The 14,771-nt window shown below is 46.1% G+C and carries 15 protein-coding genes and 2 pseudogenes; 13 read left to right on the forward strand and 4 right to left on the reverse strand.

The window, feature by feature from the left end; translation table 11 throughout:
• Window positions 1-3: 3 nt before the first annotated feature.
• The 7 genes from PluTT01m_RS05575 to PluTT01m_RS05605 are packed head-to-tail and all read left to right on the forward strand — an operon-like array spanning window position 4 to window position 8,017.
• The gene (locus tag PluTT01m_RS05575) at window positions 4-408 is read left to right on the forward strand and encodes a TIGR03751 family conjugal transfer lipoprotein (RefSeq protein ID WP_041380679.1); all 405 of its coding nucleotides are present in this window, start codon (window positions 4-6) and stop codon (window positions 406-408) included.
• Window positions 408-3,287 (forward strand): conjugative transfer ATPase, encoded by a 2,880-nt coding sequence (locus PluTT01m_RS05580; protein WP_173362506.1) that lies wholly within the window; start codon window positions 408-410, stop codon window positions 3,285-3,287. Before PluTT01m_RS05575 ends, PluTT01m_RS05580 begins: the two co-directional genes overlap by 1 nt.
• Window positions 3,284-3,694 (forward strand): TIGR03757 family integrating conjugative element protein, encoded by a 411-nt coding sequence (locus tag PluTT01m_RS05585; RefSeq protein WP_011145437.1) that lies wholly within the window; start codon window positions 3,284-3,286, stop codon window positions 3,692-3,694. Before PluTT01m_RS05580 ends, PluTT01m_RS05585 begins: the two co-directional genes overlap by 4 nt.
• Window positions 3,695-3,747: 53 nt before the next feature.
• Entirely contained in the window at window positions 3,748-4,689 is a 942-nt protein-coding gene (locus tag PluTT01m_RS05590) for a TIGR03756 family integrating conjugative element protein (RefSeq protein WP_228956942.1), read from the forward strand.
• A gap of 60 nt (window positions 4,690-4,749) precedes the next feature.
• Window positions 4,750-6,132, forward strand: a complete 1,383-nt coding sequence (locus PluTT01m_RS05595) for an integrating conjugative element protein (protein ID WP_228956945.1) — start codon at window positions 4,750-4,752, stop codon at window positions 6,130-6,132.
• Window positions 6,133-6,134: 2 nt separating this feature from the next.
• On the forward strand, window positions 6,135-6,506 hold the full coding sequence (locus PluTT01m_RS05600; protein WP_049789748.1) for a hypothetical protein: 372 nt from the start codon (window positions 6,135-6,137) through the stop codon (window positions 6,504-6,506).
• Entirely contained in the window at window positions 6,503-8,017 is a 1,515-nt protein-coding gene (locus PluTT01m_RS05605; RefSeq protein WP_011145441.1) for a conjugal transfer protein TraG N-terminal domain-containing protein, read from the forward strand. Before PluTT01m_RS05600 ends, PluTT01m_RS05605 begins: the two co-directional genes overlap by 4 nt.
• A 49-nt stretch (window positions 8,018-8,066) precedes the next feature.
• Here the strand turns inward: PluTT01m_RS05605 and PluTT01m_RS05610 are convergent, their stop codons facing one another.
• The gene (locus PluTT01m_RS05610) at window positions 8,067-8,447 is read right to left on the reverse strand and encodes a hypothetical protein (RefSeq protein WP_011145442.1); all 381 of its coding nucleotides are present in this window, start codon (window positions 8,445-8,447) and stop codon (window positions 8,067-8,069) included.
• A gap of 385 nt (window positions 8,448-8,832) precedes the next feature.
• On the opposite strand from PluTT01m_RS05610, the gene PluTT01m_RS05615 reads away from it, so the two are divergent.
• Together PluTT01m_RS05615 and PluTT01m_RS26830 are read left to right on the forward strand one after the other, a co-directional pair.
• Window positions 8,833-9,327 carry a hypothetical protein gene (locus tag PluTT01m_RS05615; protein ID WP_011145443.1) on the forward strand — a complete coding sequence of 165 codons (495 nt, stop codon included), beginning with the start codon at window positions 8,833-8,835 and terminating at the stop codon, window positions 9,325-9,327.
• Window positions 9,302-9,448, forward strand: a complete 147-nt coding sequence (locus PluTT01m_RS26830; protein WP_157866898.1) for a hypothetical protein — start codon at window positions 9,302-9,304, stop codon at window positions 9,446-9,448. The genes PluTT01m_RS05615 and PluTT01m_RS26830 overlap by 26 nt, the downstream gene beginning before the upstream one ends.
• Before the next feature lie 157 nt (window positions 9,449-9,605).
• Here the strand turns inward: PluTT01m_RS26830 and PluTT01m_RS05620 are convergent, their stop codons facing one another.
• Window positions 9,606-10,157 carry a helix-turn-helix domain-containing protein gene (locus tag PluTT01m_RS05620; protein ID WP_125043740.1) on the reverse strand — a complete coding sequence of 184 codons (552 nt, stop codon included), beginning with the start codon at window positions 10,155-10,157 and terminating at the stop codon, window positions 9,606-9,608.
• Between the two features lie 282 nt (window positions 10,158-10,439).
• On the opposite strand from PluTT01m_RS05620, the gene PluTT01m_RS05625 reads away from it, so the two are divergent.
• Together PluTT01m_RS05625 and PluTT01m_RS05630 are read left to right on the forward strand one after the other, a co-directional pair.
• Window positions 10,440-10,694: a helix-turn-helix domain-containing protein gene (locus PluTT01m_RS05625; RefSeq protein WP_041379958.1), complete on the forward strand. Its 255-nt coding sequence runs from the start codon at window positions 10,440-10,442 to the stop codon at window positions 10,692-10,694.
• A gap of 231 nt (window positions 10,695-10,925) precedes the next feature.
• Window positions 10,926-11,288: a hypothetical protein gene (locus tag PluTT01m_RS05630; RefSeq protein WP_011145448.1), complete on the forward strand. Its 363-nt coding sequence runs from the start codon at window positions 10,926-10,928 to the stop codon at window positions 11,286-11,288.
• Window positions 11,289-11,744: 456 nt separating this feature from the next.
• Here the strand turns inward: PluTT01m_RS05630 and PluTT01m_RS05635 are convergent.
• A pseudogene (locus PluTT01m_RS05635) lies at window positions 11,745-11,864 on the reverse strand (phosphoenolpyruvate hydrolase family protein); the annotation flags it as partial.
• Window positions 11,865-12,226 (reverse strand): annotated as a pseudogene (locus PluTT01m_RS05640) (IS21 family transposase); the annotation flags it as partial. It lies immediately after the preceding pseudogene.
• 561 nt (window positions 12,227-12,787) lie between these two features.
• Between PluTT01m_RS05640 and PluTT01m_RS05650 the strand changes: the two are divergent.
• Window positions 12,788-13,294 carry a VOC family protein gene (locus tag PluTT01m_RS05650; RefSeq protein ID WP_071824160.1) on the forward strand — a complete coding sequence of 169 codons (507 nt, stop codon included), beginning with the start codon at window positions 12,788-12,790 and terminating at the stop codon, window positions 13,292-13,294.
• 21 nt (window positions 13,295-13,315) lie between these two features.
• Window positions 13,316-14,608: an aminotransferase-like domain-containing protein gene (locus tag PluTT01m_RS05655; protein WP_011145451.1), complete on the forward strand. Its 1,293-nt coding sequence runs from the start codon at window positions 13,316-13,318 to the stop codon at window positions 14,606-14,608.
• The last annotated feature ends 163 nt before the right edge of the window (window positions 14,609-14,771 follow it).

The following is a 14,771-nucleotide window of genomic DNA, read 5'->3' on the forward strand; positions in this document are numbered from 1 at the left end:
AGCATGAATAAAGCGCGAAAAATAGTGATGTTGGTGGTGATAACGATCCTGACCGGTTGCAGCACGTCTAAAGAAGAGATGCTTCCGCCGGGAGACAGCACAATGCTAGCTCTGTGGCAGGGAAAAGCCTCGTCGTCACAGACTACAATGAAGGTCCGTAAAACACTGCGCCGGGAGCTGAGCGAACGGGAACAGCAGGCTACTCTGAATTACACTGAAAGTTATAGCCGTACACAGGAAAATGAAATCAGTCAGACTTTCCCTCGGTTGCCCAATCCAGACATGGTGATGTACCTCTTTCCTCATTTAGTTGCGGGAAACACGCCAGTACCGGGATACAGCACGGTGTTTTCGTTCTACAACCAGGTGCAATATGCTTTGCTGGGTGAACGGACGGAGGCATTGTGATGTGGTCGCTGTTGAATAAAGTCCGCTTGCGTAAATGGGATAATCTATCGGAAGTTTTGGGTGAAACTGAGGTCATACTACCGTCGTCTTCTACCGTTGTTGGGCGTGAACCTTTGAGGCGTCCCGGCAAAATGACCAGCACGGATGAAGCTGCGTTGTATGACACTTGGCCGTCTATCATTGATTACCTGCCTTGGGTCGAATATTTGGACGATGAGAAGTGTTTGTTGCTGGATGATGGTCTTTCAGTCGGCGCTATTTATGCTGTTTCCCCGGTATCGACAGAAGGACGCACTACTGCCCGTCTGGAAGATATTCGTGACCAGGTAGAAGATGCGTTGCAAGACAGTCTGGAAGACGATGACGTATCTCCCTGGGTAGTGCAGTTTTTTTGTCAGGATGAGGATGATCCCGCGTTATATCTGACACAACTTCGTCAGTATATTAAACCTTGGGCGCAGGGTTCAGCCTTCACTGAAGCTTGGTTGGCTGAAACCGAACGTCATCTGAAGGGGATAGCCCGACCAGAAGGGCTGTTTAACGATTCATTGGTGACTGGTCAGTCCTGGCGGGGACAGCAACGTCGTACCCGGATGGTCATTTATCGTTGGGCCCCTGTCGGACAGAAAGAAAGCTTGCTACCCATTGTGTTGCTTAATCAGGTGTGTGACCGACTGACAGCTTCGCTGGCTAGTACAGGTATTTTGTGCCAACGACAAAATGGTGAACAGGTTCATCACTGGTTACTGCGATTATTCAATCCTGATCCAGATTGGATAGACAAAGCGACGTTGTATCAGGCAGCTAGTTATGCTACCCCACAGGCTGGTGAGAGGAAGCCAGATAATGATTTCACGGAAACCTTGTGGTTTACCCCGCCACGTTCTGACGTGAAAAACGGTGTATGGTGGTTTGATAATATTGCTCACCGAGCGGTACCGGTTGAACGGCTGCGTCGTCCACCAGAGCCGGGAACGCTGACCGGTGAAATGGTCAGAGGGGAGAATATCAATGCACTGATGGACTTATTACCCTCAGGAACTATTGTTTCGCTGACTGTGGTCGCACAAGCACAAGACACGCTAGAACAGGATTTCGACCGGTTGTCAAAAAATGCCGTGGGAGAAAATACTGAATCAGGGAGAGTACGTTCAGACGTAAAAGAAGCTAAGGCACATCTGGGGCTGAGACATAAACTGTGCCGTTCTGCACTGACCTTTCTGTTACAGGGGGCTGATGTTGACGATTTGAACCGTCGGCATCAGCAACTGGCCGCAACCCTGTTGGTATCGGGGTTGCAGCCGGTCAAACCCGAATGCGACGTCGCGCCGTTAAACGGTTATCTGCGTGCCTTACCGATGTGTTTTAACCCGCAACGAGACAAACATCACTGGTATACCCGGTTGACTTGGATGCAGCATGTGGCTGGGTTGTTGCCGGTGACAGGGCGGGCGACCGGCACAGGCAACCCGGGTCTTAGCTTTTTTAACCGGGGCGGTGATGTGCTGACATTTGATCCGCAAAATAAACATGACCGTACCCAGAATGCGCATCTGTTGCTGTTCGGGCCGACCGGTGCGGGGAAGTCGGCTACGCTCTGTGCGAGTTTATCGCAGTTGATGGCGGTGCACTGTCCCCGATTATTTGTGGCGGAAGCGGGCAACAGTTTTGGGCTGTTTGCCGATTACTGTCAACGCCTGGGGCTGAGTGTCAACAAAATCAGCATTAAACCAGGTTGTGGTGTCAGTCTGGCGCTGTTTGCCGATGCCCACCAATTGCTTCAAGTGGCATCTTCTCAGTTGGATTTGGCGGGTGAAAGGTCGGCAGAGGAAACCGCAGATGACGAGGCCGATGAGCAGCGCGATATCCTGGGAGAAATAGAACTTGCGGCGCGCATGATGATCACCGGTGGGGAGAAGAAAGAGGAAGAACGTCTGACGCGGGCGGATCGGGGCATGATACGTGAAGCCATCATGATAGCGGCGAGAGCCAGCTTTGATGACGGCCGACAGATGATTGCGGAAGATTTGCAAAATGCATTGTCTGTGATTGCCCGGGACAGCCGGCGGGATGAACAGGGGAGAGCATTGTGTACCGAACAGCGTCGGGCCCGTGCTGAAGAGATGGCGGGGGCGATGTCAATGTTCACCAGTGGTTTTGAGGGGGAATTGTTTAATCGTCCGGGAACACCTTGGCCAGAAGCCGATGTAACGCTAATTGATCTCGGTACGCTGGCGCGTGAAGGATATAGTGCGCAGATGGCCTTGGCGATGGTGTCTCTGGTCAATACCATCAACAATATGGCGGAACGTGATCAATTTGATGTAAGGGAAATTAATTTTGTTGTGGATGAGGCGCATGTTCTGACCACTAATCCGTTATTGTCACCTTATATGACCAAAGTGGTCAAGATGTGGCGAAAATTAGGGGCCTGGTTGTGGCTGGCTACTCAGAATTTGGCGGACTATCCGGATACGGCTGAGAAAATGCTCAATATGGCGGAGTGGTGGTTGTGTTTGACAATGCCGCCGGATGAAGTCGAACAGATAGCGCGTTTTAAAAAGCTGTCTGAAGAACAAAAATCGGTGTTGCTATCAGCCAGCAAACTCCCGGGTTGTTACACCGAAGGCGTGGTGTTGTCGAAAAAAGTGGAGGCGTTATTTCGGGTGGTGCCGCCCAGTGTGTATCTGGCGCTGGGCATGACGGAGAAAGAGGAAAAGGCAGAGCGCAGGGCGATTATGAAAACGCTTCATTGCAGCGAATTAGATGCTGCCTTTGTTGTGGCGCGAAGGCTGGACCGTGCCCGTGGTCTGATATCTGGGGAAGTGGCGGATGGGCGTGATGAGGATCTCTTATCCATGCAGGAGTGCAGGCTATGAATATCAGGGTATTCTGGGCGCTTTTCCCGTTGTTAATACCGGTATCCGTGTTTGCCAGCACAGTGATATATACCGACACAAGCCATCCACCGCTCAATGCTGATCAAAACGTGCAAGTTGTGTACCTAGATAAGCCAGAGCAGTTGCAATCACAGTTATTCAGTAAGCTGTCTGCTGATCCTCAACAGGCAGTCAAACAGGCCCGTCAGATTTTGCAGTCTCCATCGTGGCATCAACAGGAGCGATATATCAGTCAGGCTTATCAGGGGTTACTGAATGCTTGGACTCTGGGCCTTAAGAAGTTCCCGGCAGTGGTTTTTGATGATGATTATGTTGTGTATGGTACGACAGACGTTAGACAGGCCCGGTTACTTTGGGATACCTATCAGCAGGAAAACCAGCCATGAAGTCTCTAGATTTACCGTCATTAACATGGCATTCCCGGCTGAAAAAGTTCGGTATGGTCCTGATACTAACGGTTGTTTTGGCGCCAGTGGCCGTTGCTAGTGTGAATACGGCTCAGATTGTGTCCAGTGCCGCGTCGGTATCGTGCATCAGTTGGCGGATAAAAGGTCTCTGTTACTGGCTGCTGTGTTCTCCCTGGGGGTGTAAAGTGCGTACCTCGATAAAAGTTGCGCATTTTATTCCTCAGGCCGTGGTCTCCGTCTATAACGCGCCTGGCGGTAATCCCTGGAGAGAAATGTCTCTGGTCAGCCAGACTGTTGACGGCGTGGAAAATGCCGTAACGAGAGCACTTTCCGGGATAGCCGTGGGGGGCGGTAATCATCAGCTGAAAATCCCAGGCAACCGAAAAAACAATCTGCATTTTAAATATGCCGATGCGATTGGGCATCCGGCAACTGCCATGATGGGCGGAAAAATTTCGGGGTATGCGTGTAAAAGTGCCGCCACGCCTTTTATGCCTTACTTTTTGAGTACGCTGGACAGCCTGGTTTGGCGGACCGGTGTGCCAGAGTCGTTTTATCCCGAAGCGCTTATTCCAGGCAAACGTGAACTGGGTAATTCGTTTCGGGGCAATATGTGGGGCAATGTTTATCCGCGAAGCGGGTTTGTGACACAACAGGATGATAATAAAGCGGCTGCGGTGGTAGCGCAACGGGTAGCAGACATTATCACCCGTACTGGACAGGGGCATGTTTATCAATCCTTGCAAGGGAACCACAAACAGGGTTACTGGCCACCGGGCGAAGTCGTTGAGAATACGGTTAACCAAAATCATCAATGGCAACGTATAGCGCCGAAAATGAGCACCTCTTGTGCTGTTTTTCCGGATAACAGCGGGGAAGCGGCCAAGGACGGGAATTATGTCTTTGCATTGTGGCAACCCTACAGTTGTTGTCAGCGGCGTGGACAGACTTTTCTTTACAGTACCGATTTTTGAGACTGGGATCATGGGATGAGACAACGATTATTTTTGCCTGTATTGATAGCACTGGCGTTTATGACTGTTCCTGTTGTTCGGGCGGCAGGTTTTGCCATTGCGGACAGCCCGATAGGTTACGGGAAAAGCCTGAATGGGGCGGTATCGGATAAGTTGTTTTACAACATAGGTGGCGGATCAGTGATATCGCAGCCGGCGACCCGCAGTCATCTGCAACATCTGGGCGGATTAAACCTCGGTTGGAGCAGTGACCTGATGTGCGGTAACTTTGATTTGAAAACGACGGTAGGGAATCAGCTTAATGGCCTGACTTCGGGGTTTAAAAACCTGATGGGGGAAGTGATACAAGGGGCTACTGGGGCCGTAGCTAGTTTACCCGCAATGGTTATCCAGCGTGCTAATCCGGGATTATATGAAATGCTGACCAACGGGGTGTTACAGGCAGGTATTGCGTTCGACAAATCACAACTGAGTTGCCAGAACATGTCACAGCGTATGATGGATTTCTCGGATAGCAGTAAATGGACTAAAGCGGCGTTGATGGAGGAATATAAAACGTTGGTGAATACCGGTAATGGTGATGCGGTTGGCACGACACAAAAAATGGAGGTTGCGGACGGTACACAAGGTTCAAATTGGATTGGGGGTGAAAAACGGGGAGGAAAAGGGCAGAAAGCGATTCAGCCCATCCGGGATCTGGCAAAAGCCGGCTTCAATATGATGAACAACCTGCCGGCGAATAGCCATGCCAATGTCAACCGCACACAATGTAATGGCGCTGCTTGCCAGAAATTCAAGAACAGTGAAGAAGCCGCAGACGCGGTCGTCAAGGTGTTAGGTGATCGTTCGGTTCGTACCTGTACTGACAGTCGTCAGTGTACCAGTGGGGATACCAAAGACCAGCCGGGTGCAAGTGTCGCTGGGACGGGGTTTGCACCGATGCTGGAAGAGGCTACCAGGACCAACATTGAGCAATTGATGAAACTGGTCAGCGGGGAAAATGCGCCTACCATAGTCAATCTGGCAAAACTCAAAACAGGTAGCTTGATGGTGACTCGCGGGGTTATCCAGGCTCTGAAACGTGATCCGGACAGTGGGGCTTTGGTGAGTCGGTTGGCCAGTGAGTTGGCGATGGCCGACACCGTTGAGACTGCGCTCACTATGCGACGAATGTTGATGACCGGCCAGGCAGAACCGAATGCCGCCGCTCAGGCGCAGGCGATGGCAGAGAGTGATCGTCGCATTGCGACACTGGACAGAGAAATTACTGCCCTGAAGAATGAAATGGAGTTGCGCCGGGCGATTGCACAAAATACCGCCCTGACCACGCTTGAGCGCGAACAAAATCGAGTTGAAATGAATCTGCAACGGCAATCCACCGATAATACCGACAGTCGTATTCACACCTTGTCCGTGCCGCCGAAAGGGCGTGAAGGGCAATAATGATGTCTGAGCAAAGTAAAATCCGGGTACCTACTGGCACTAAACAGAGGTTGATAATGGGACTGAAACGGCATTTCAGGCGGGGGTTAATCGTCACGTTGATGATGGGGGGCATGTTACTTGTTGCCGCAGTTGGCTTGGCGTATCCGTCTCAGTTCAATGCCTTACAACATTGGATGTACACGACCCGTTACGGCTGGCTGGCTTGGCGATTGGCCATGTACAGTGTTATTGCCTGTTTCATGTGGCAGCTTTGGCGATCCCCATTGCCGTTAACACAGAAAGCGGCTCTGAAACGGATTGCACTCATTTCGCTGGGATTTGTGGGGTTTTGTGAGTATGCCATGTTCTTCGTCTCCGGAGATCAGTCATGACAACTTACAGCTATCTGGAATATTTTCTGACCCTGCTGGGCTGGATAGTGAATAACGGCTTGTGGAATGTGCTGCTGGCCACCGGGTTATTTGTGCTGCCGTTGACATTCAAAATGATAGGTATCTGGCTGAAAGTCCGGGAAGAAGGGGAGGATGAAGGGAATAAGGGCATGCTCTCAGTAACCCGGATTGAAAACACTTTGTATGGCGCTTTTCTGGTCATGATTGCTTGCTGTGTGCCGTTGGTCAATGTGAGTCTGAGTACCATTACGTATGATGACTCGCGGGCAAAAAGTTGTGGTACTTGGACACCGAAACCGGCTGAAACGGGTTATGCGTCCGTGATATCGTCGCTTGACGGTAAAACGGCGGCGGCTCCGGTTTGGTGGATACTGGTTCATCAGATTTCCAAAGGGGTCACTCAGGCTGCAATAGCTTCTCTTCCCTGCAGTCCCGACTTGAGGCAACTGCGTTTTGAGGTCCAGCATACGCGGATTAATAATCCGGCACTGGCTCAGATATTACAGGATTTCACCCATGGCTGTTATGCGCTGGCATTGTATCAGTGGAAACGCCGGGACGAGGGAAGAACCCTGGATGAAGTGGTATTACGGGATATTGAATGGTTAGGGTCAAAAACGTTTCTGAATAGTGCGGGTTATTATGATGTACTTCAGTCAAAAACGCCTCGTTCGGATTTTCCCTGGAAACCGCACCGTGATGATGGTTTTGCTAATACGGGACAGGGGGGATATCCGACCTGCAAAGAATGGTGGTCAGACAGTCAAGTAGGATTGGAAAAACGGATCATGGCGCAGGTTGAACCAAGCATGTGGTTTCGGCTATCTGCGGCATTGAAACTGATGGGCAAAGAGACGTCAGAATACAAAGAAGCGGTGATACGGCGTCTGGTGAGCCCGGAAAGCTTGACCGCATCTCAAGGGGGACATGTCTATGCCGGTTACGGCGGTAACGCGGATTTTACCCTGATGAATTCGGTGGGCCGGATAGCCTCATTGGGCGGGGTGTCGTTGGGGAGTCTGGCGGCATTTCCGGCGTTTGATGCAATGCGCCAGGCATTACCAATGGTACAGGCTGTTATACTGATGGCGGTGACTATCATATTGCCCCTGATTATCGTATTTGCTGTCTACGAATATAAAACGGTCGTTACGCTGACTTTTATTGTGTTTGCGCTGAATTTTTTGACCTTCTGGTGGGAATTGGCACGCTGGTTGGACAGCTGGTTACTGGAGGCATTGTATGGTTCGGATACGCACAGCCGCTGGAATATGGCTGGTTTTCAGAATAGCACAGACGATATCATTATGAGTTTTGTGATGGGAGCGATGTTTATTGTGCTGCCGGCATTGTGGATGGGAGCGTTGTCGTGGGCGGGTATCAGAGTTGGTGGTGCATTAGAAAACACAGCGTTGCGACATGGGACTTCTGAAGCTCAATCTAGTGGTGCCAGAATGGGAGAGTCGGTGTCAAACAAAATCATGAAATAGTTTATATGATTATATTAAACAGTGGCATAGATAATTTATTTCACTGTTTTTAATCATCTAGTTTGCTGCCGTTGGAGTAAAAACCATAACCTTCTGAACCATTTCGATACTTAGCTTTTAGAGATTCACTGTAGGTAGTATCTTGCTTGTTATCTTTAGCTAGTGAAAATCCCAGTAGTAGTCCAAAGATCAGCACAATAACTCCTATTGCCATTAGTACTCCTGCCAGCAAAGTGACTACTATACTGCTAACAAGTAAATAAATGGGCATATGTCCCATCCAGCTAGGGAGATTGTATTTGTGGGCTTTGGCAACACAATGTTCATCCCAAGTACGTAAACGCTGGCGTAAATTACGATAAATCCTGGCAGCTTTTGCTCCCCGAATCTGAGCGCGCATTGTACGTTGTATGTCATTATGGTTAGTCATTGGGTAGTCTCTTGTTGAAACAATGTTCAGATAAATAATATGATTATTTTCTGGTTAGGTTAGCTAAAAGTCTGAGCGGCGTCTATGGTGTGAATTGTAAAACGAGTTGTGTGTTATGCACATTTGCACGGCTGATAGAGCTCATTCACCTGACCCCACAAAGGGTCGGGTGAATGAAAGCGGTTGGTGAGCTGGGGAGGCGAACCAATATCAGCGGTGTAACTGTGTATAACGCTTATTAAACGAAAAGTTAGTAGTTGTATTTTTAACCTGTCGATATTTTTAGTTTGCTATTCAGCTTCATGTTTATTATGAGCTTTTGTTAATACGTATAGATTGCTGTAAGATAACAATATTCATTTCTTCGTCTACCTATAATAAGCTAATGCCAACTTTTCATCAGACAGGATTTATTGAGGCTACTGTTGGAGAAATCCAGTATCACCGGTTTGATTTTTCTGTAGAAGATCATGATTTTGTGATGATTTTTTCCGCTGTTGAAATATCTGATGTTGAATACCTCCAGATGCGCTCGGAAGAGGTCGGTTTTTCCATCCCTGAGCGTTGCTATGATGTTAAGTTTGACCGTCTAGAGAATTTTGACAGTGGTGATTTCTACGCACCTCCACCACCAGATGCTATTTTCAGTAAGCTTGGGTATCAGGGCTTGATGAGGTTGGGTAAAGCATTTAGCGAGATTATCGGTCTGCACTATCAATTTTATGATGCTAAGGCATATTTTGCTATGGCGGAAACGCGAAAGCTTAAGAGTTTTTATGACCGAATTTTACAGCAGCCTAATGTTGGTGTACCATATGAAATTATCATCAATTTAGGTGAGATGGGGAGAGGTTATGCAATCAAAACGCCAAGTTTCTGAACTTAAGCAAATGTCCATAAGAGAGCGCAAAATCGAGGGCATGCGCCGTGCCAAAGCTGCTTTCGAGCTGGCTGAGCGTTCTGGTACGTTAACAAAGCGCCCTGTTGTTATTGAGTGCTGATTTCTCTGTTATATCGATAGTGCTCCATCCAATCACTCCCTTTATTGAGTAGTGATAGGTTTTGGGGCCAAGTAATTTAATCTGTTCAGTTGTTTCAGTATCCACATCCACTCTAGCTCTTCTCTTTGTTCCAATATGCCTCGTTTTTAGATTGTATTTAATTTTTGTTTGTTTCTTGACTTACAAGTGTAGTGATACAGCGTAAAATTTCTTTATCTGTTGATTCATCCCCAGCAAGAGCCATTTTGATTGCTTGTTTCAAGCTTGATCTAATATGAAGCTTATCAATGACATCCTTGATATCTTGCTTTTCATGAGCCATTGTTAATAGCCCTTCAATACCTTTACGATGAATTAATTTTATAAGCTTATCTACTTCGCATAGATTTAAGGAGTTAAAAACCAAGTTCCAGGAATGTCGTAACTCAATATCATTATAGTGTGCATCTGGTGTTTCAAATTTGAAATTTTTATCCCCATTAGCAAGCCAATCTAAGCTTACATTTTCCTTATTAGCAACAATTTGCATATATTTTAATGATGGGCTTGTTCCTTTGTTGATGTAGTTATTGAGAGTTGAGTAAGGCAAGCCCCAATCTTTGGCGGCAGTCCTAATGTTTCTTTGCCCTACAAGTTGTAATAACCTACTGATAAAACCTTCTTTTTCTTCATCACTAAAAGAAGCGTCTGATGCTTTTTTGTTTTTCATTTTCTCAATTTTCATTCAATTGGTTGATTTTTAATAAAAATTATTCCCTAAAGATAATATTTTTAAATCAGGGAATTTTTGGTCCTAATTTGCTTTACAATTTTCAAATTTGGATCAATACTTGTGTTCCAGCGAATAATTTCCCAAAGATTATTTGCACTGACAATTGGTTAGAGTAATTGAAATATAGATTGAAGTAAAACGTACTACTAACAGAGTTTAAAGCAAAGAATGTTACTCGTCGTTTTACAGTATTATTAGATAGTTATACCCGATTGGAGAATTATTGTGGAGAAAAAAGATTGGCACCCAGCAGATATTATCGCTGCTTTAAGAAAAAAGGGAACATCATTGGCAGCTATTTCTAGAGAAGCAGGGCTGGCATCGTCAACGTTATCTAATGCCTTGCAAAGACCTTGGTGTAAAGGTGAAACAATTATTGCAAATGCATTGGGACAGAAGCCTGATGAAATTTGGCCTTCCCGTTACCAGAAAAGAAGGAAGAGATATTTATCTCCAAGAGAAAGAATATTGTGACAGTTATAGGAACCATAAAAACAACGCTCTGAAAGTGCTGTAACACAATCAGAGCGCCTAACCACAACATTATAAGAGCTAATGCTATGGCTAATATGAATAGTAACATATCCTCATACTCAAAGCGTTATACATTTAACGCGCAATCTAATGTAGAAACCGAAGCACATACCTTGCTTACAGACTTTTCTTTGGTTTTAATTTTTTCTAAATCAATTGGGAAGCAATATTATGCACAGTAGCGTCCCTGATACTCCCGACGACGGTGATATATCTGATGTGAATATCCTATGGTCTGGCATGTCGGATGCGATTGCATCACTGGATTTTTCATGTATTAGCGATACTGTACTGTGTCAGTTAATTGAATCATCCAAAGAAAATACTATGGGCATGTGTCATGGTGTAACTTTTCTTGGTGACTCAATGTTGTCGTTTGCCAGTAATAACATCCATGAATTTACGCCAGAGAGTTTGTGTCAGCTCGGGCATAGCCTAGAGGCGTTGAGTTCTCTATTACCGATGTTGTTTACTCTGCATGAAAAAGCGAGTGGTGAATATCGTCGTAGAACTTCGAAAAACGAGATAAAATAGCTTTGTCAAATGAAACCGGAAAATTTTTGGATGGTTTTCCGGTTTAAAGGCATAAATTATCACCGACAGGGTATTCGATATTGTCGATACTCATCGGGTCGATTTTTCCCCTTCCCAGGGCCTGATGTGGTACCGGGATGTCGTCACCGTGCACTTTGCCCGGCATCAGCACTCACTGACGTAGAATATTGAGGGTTGCTTTTGCCTCGATCAGCACGCTCAAGAAAGTATTGAATGCCATCTGGGGGCTTCTGTCCAGCCAGTTGCCAACCATTTTTTCATTAACATCGTTGAGTAAGCCCCGGAGACAAGTGAGACTGAGTTGTTGCGGACTGCTAGGATGGCATATTGGGCACCTTCCCGTATTTTGAGGAAAAGAAAACAATGCGTCATCATAACGTAACAGATATTACGGCTGTAGTACTAAGTTTCCACATAGCTTAAGTATAACTCTCACTAACCCCGATTAATTTCTTTAAATTTCTGGATAGTGTGTTTGATGGCTTGTTCTGTTGGCAAACGCTCCATTGAACTGGCACCATAGAACCCATGACAATTGGGACAGTGAGCCATAATCGGGAGGGGTTTCAGTGCTGGCTTATCGATCTGGATGAAGAGTTCGGCACGTGAGTAGCCCATTTTTTTCATCACCTTATTGTTCAATCTTTCCAGTAATTCTCTGATACGTTGATTCAGTGAAGCAAGACTGTAGAAGGTCTCATGCCGGATACGTGCCATGATTCAGCGTTCAACGACCTGAACCTCCACTTCTGCTCAACAAAGAGTTTTTTACCTGCTTTATGAACCTGACGCATTGATGGTGAGGTTGTTTTCAGCCAATCACGGTAAAGGCGGCAGTAATGGTTATAACTGTAAAATCCGCCAGGGTTACGCTCACCATATTCTTCCCAGAGCAGTTGCAGCGTTACGCACTTATTAGTCGAATCTACCATCTATAAGTATTTCTTGTGGAGTAGTTGGCAAAAAAGAGACAGAGTTAGGGAAAAATAACCATTGTTTGGTGTAGTGTATATTTCAGTTTTTCAGGTGCGGTATAAGCTAATTTTGGAAAGGTATTTATGCTCAATTCAGGGGTACTTTGGCCAGTGTACTTATCTGATGCTGTGATATTCATATTAATAAGCTTACTTATCGGTTTCTGACAAAAAGCTGGGATAAAGAACAGAATATTACGTTCGATGAACTAGCAAGATGCTCCCTAGCGATTGCTAGTATATTGCAGAAAAAACAACAGCTAATACATGAACGATTGCTTGTAGCAACTGAATCCGGTATTCCGTTTCTCGTGGTGTTAATGGCCTGTTTTTTCACGGGAGTTGTGGCAATTTGCTGTACAACTTGAAACATTGCTATCAGATGTTGATGCGTTTGATCCTCCTAGTAGTTAAGAGGGGATGCTCGGCGTTTTAAATTGGATGTTCCCAGAGATACTAAGCATGGGAATAGATTACTTTAACTTTAACTTTCTGATAAAGATTATGACCGAAAATCACATTTCCCTCACAGGGATAGCGAAGAAATATAAAAAGATTGACCACCTGGCTATTGCAGTTGTGTCACTGGATAAAGCGTTGAGCATGTATGTGGAGATGCTTGGTTTTACCCTTGTGGAACGTCGAGTAACAAAGGGTGTAACCACCGCGATGGAATCCGCAATTTTACAAGGAAATGGCTATACGTTGGTGCTATTACAGGGCACAGAATCGCAGTCTCAGGTGACACAGTACGTTGAACAGTATGGGCCTGGTGTTCAGCATGTTGCTTTTGAGGTGGAGAACTTGGAAGAAGTCGTAGCCGAATTAGAGGAAAACGGCATTGAATTTTCCACGCAGATTATTAGGGGGGGTAACTTGAAACAGATTTTCACCAAACGTGACAGTGAGTCAGGAATGATGTTTGAGTTTCTTGAGAGGCATGGTGAAGGATTTGAAGAAGAGAATATAAACAACTTGTTCCGGCAGTTGGAAAAGACACAACAAATTTAATAACAGTAACAGGAGACACTTATGCCTCTGGCAATAGAAGCAAGCGACTTGGCTTTTCAGGAGCACGCTGACCTGAACACGATGTGTTTTCTCAATGAAGTCATAGAGCGATATCCTAATGCGATTTCGTTTGCCTCTGGTCGTCCCTCAGAGATTAATGCTCGGCCGGAAAAATGGTCGCAGTATATTGCGCTGTTTTCCCACTATCTGGCCGGAGCGCGTAATAAAAGCCATCAAGAGATTGGTAACTTGCTTGGACAGTATGGCGATACGCGCGGCATTATTAATCCATTGATCGCTAAGCAGCTATATCTTGATGAGGGAATTACGCTGGAGCCGGAAGAGATTTTGGTCACTAATGGTGCTCAGGAAGGGATGGTTATCTGCCTTGATACGCTGTTCTCTCCAGCGCATGATGTATTACTGGTGACAGATCCAGCTTATATTGGTATTACCGGTGCGGCCAGAATCAAAGGCATTGACGTGGTGTATGTTGAGTGCGATAGCGAGGGACCGATTATCTCTGCATTGGAGTACAGCATCAATAGCATCGCTGCATCAGGAAAGCGTGCACGTGCCATCTACACTATTCCTGATTTTTCTAATCCTTGTGGCAGAACCATGTCTTTGGCACGGAGAAAAGAATTACTGGTTTTTTGTTATGCACGAGAATTGTTTATTTTAGAAGATAGCCCTTACCGTCTGTTTGATTATACGCATCATCAACAACCGACGCTGCTTGCCTTGGATAACGAAGCAGTGGTTATTCATATCGGTACTTTTGCCAAAACATTATGTCCAGCGGTGCGTATTGGTTATTTGATTTGCCGGGCTCACGTAAAACGGGGGGAGCTGGCTGTACCACTGATTAATGATATGACCCGAGTGAAAAGCTTTATTTCCGTAAATACCGGGCAAATCACTCAGGCTATTGTGGGAGGATTTCTGCTGGAAAATAATTGTTCATTAAAGCAAATCACGCAGAATATCAGTGAACACTATCGAGCAAAGCGGGATCGATTACTACACAGCCTAACGTGTTTCTTTGCTGAAAAAGACTCCACTATCTCATGGAATATGCCTAATGGCGGCTTTTTTCTCAACTTGAGTCTACCTTTCAACCTGACTATGCAGGATATTGAGCGTTGTGCTGCTGAGTTTGGCGTGATTGTAGTTCCAACGGCGATATTTTCCAATTCAGATCGTTACAACAATGTACTCAGACTTTCTTTCAGCTATGTTGAATCTGACCTGATTGAAGAGGGGGTGCGTCGATTGTCCTGCTTTATTGCCGATCGGAGGAAAAACTCATGAGATGAGAAGAGCTGTTTCTTGTCCGTAGCATTATTAACCCAGAGGGAATAAATGAATGAAGGTAAGCCAGCCAGTATTGTCACTGATAAAGAAGGGCATATCGTTTCAATTTGATCCATAAATTGCTGGGTGGGGGAACCTGAACCGCCCACTTTGACGCAGC

This window comes from Photorhabdus laumondii subsp. laumondii, from assembly GCF_003343245.1.
Taxonomy (GTDB): Bacteria; Pseudomonadota; Gammaproteobacteria; order Enterobacterales; family Enterobacteriaceae; genus Photorhabdus; species Photorhabdus laumondii.

Bases quoted from the DNA above. Each gene is read 5' to 3' on its own strand.
- PluTT01m_RS05620 (WP_125043740.1), bottom strand. From the start codon at position 10,157: ATGAAAAACAAAAAAGCATCAGACGCTTCTTTTAGTGATGAAGAAAAA.
- PluTT01m_RS05575 (WP_041380679.1), top strand. From the start codon at position 4: ATGAATAAAGCGCGAAAAATAGTGATGTTGGTGGTGATAACGATCCTG.
- PluTT01m_RS05590 (WP_228956942.1), top strand. From the start codon at position 3,748: ATGGTCCTGATACTAACGGTTGTTTTGGCGCCAGTGGCCGTTGCTAGT.
- PluTT01m_RS05580 (WP_173362506.1), top strand. From the start codon at position 408: ATGTGGTCGCTGTTGAATAAAGTCCGCTTGCGTAAATGGGATAATCTA.
- PluTT01m_RS26830 (WP_157866898.1), top strand. From the start codon at position 9,302: ATGCAATCAAAACGCCAAGTTTCTGAACTTAAGCAAATGTCCATAAGA.
- PluTT01m_RS05605 (WP_011145441.1), top strand. From the start codon at position 6,503: ATGACAACTTACAGCTATCTGGAATATTTTCTGACCCTGCTGGGCTGG.
- PluTT01m_RS05630 (WP_011145448.1), top strand. From the start codon at position 10,926: ATGCACAGTAGCGTCCCTGATACTCCCGACGACGGTGATATATCTGAT.
- PluTT01m_RS05595 (WP_228956945.1), top strand. From the start codon at position 4,750: ATGACTGTTCCTGTTGTTCGGGCGGCAGGTTTTGCCATTGCGGACAGC.
- PluTT01m_RS05585 (WP_011145437.1), top strand. From the start codon at position 3,284: ATGAATATCAGGGTATTCTGGGCGCTTTTCCCGTTGTTAATACCGGTA.
- PluTT01m_RS05610 (WP_011145442.1), bottom strand. From the start codon at position 8,447: ATGACTAACCATAATGACATACAACGTACAATGCGCGCTCAGATTCGG.
- PluTT01m_RS05600 (WP_049789748.1), top strand. From the start codon at position 6,135: ATGTCTGAGCAAAGTAAAATCCGGGTACCTACTGGCACTAAACAGAGG.
- PluTT01m_RS05650 (WP_071824160.1), top strand. From the start codon at position 12,788: ATGACCGAAAATCACATTTCCCTCACAGGGATAGCGAAGAAATATAAA.
- PluTT01m_RS05615 (WP_011145443.1), top strand. From the start codon at position 8,833: ATGCCAACTTTTCATCAGACAGGATTTATTGAGGCTACTGTTGGAGAA.
- PluTT01m_RS05655 (WP_011145451.1), top strand. From the start codon at position 13,316: ATGCCTCTGGCAATAGAAGCAAGCGACTTGGCTTTTCAGGAGCACGCT.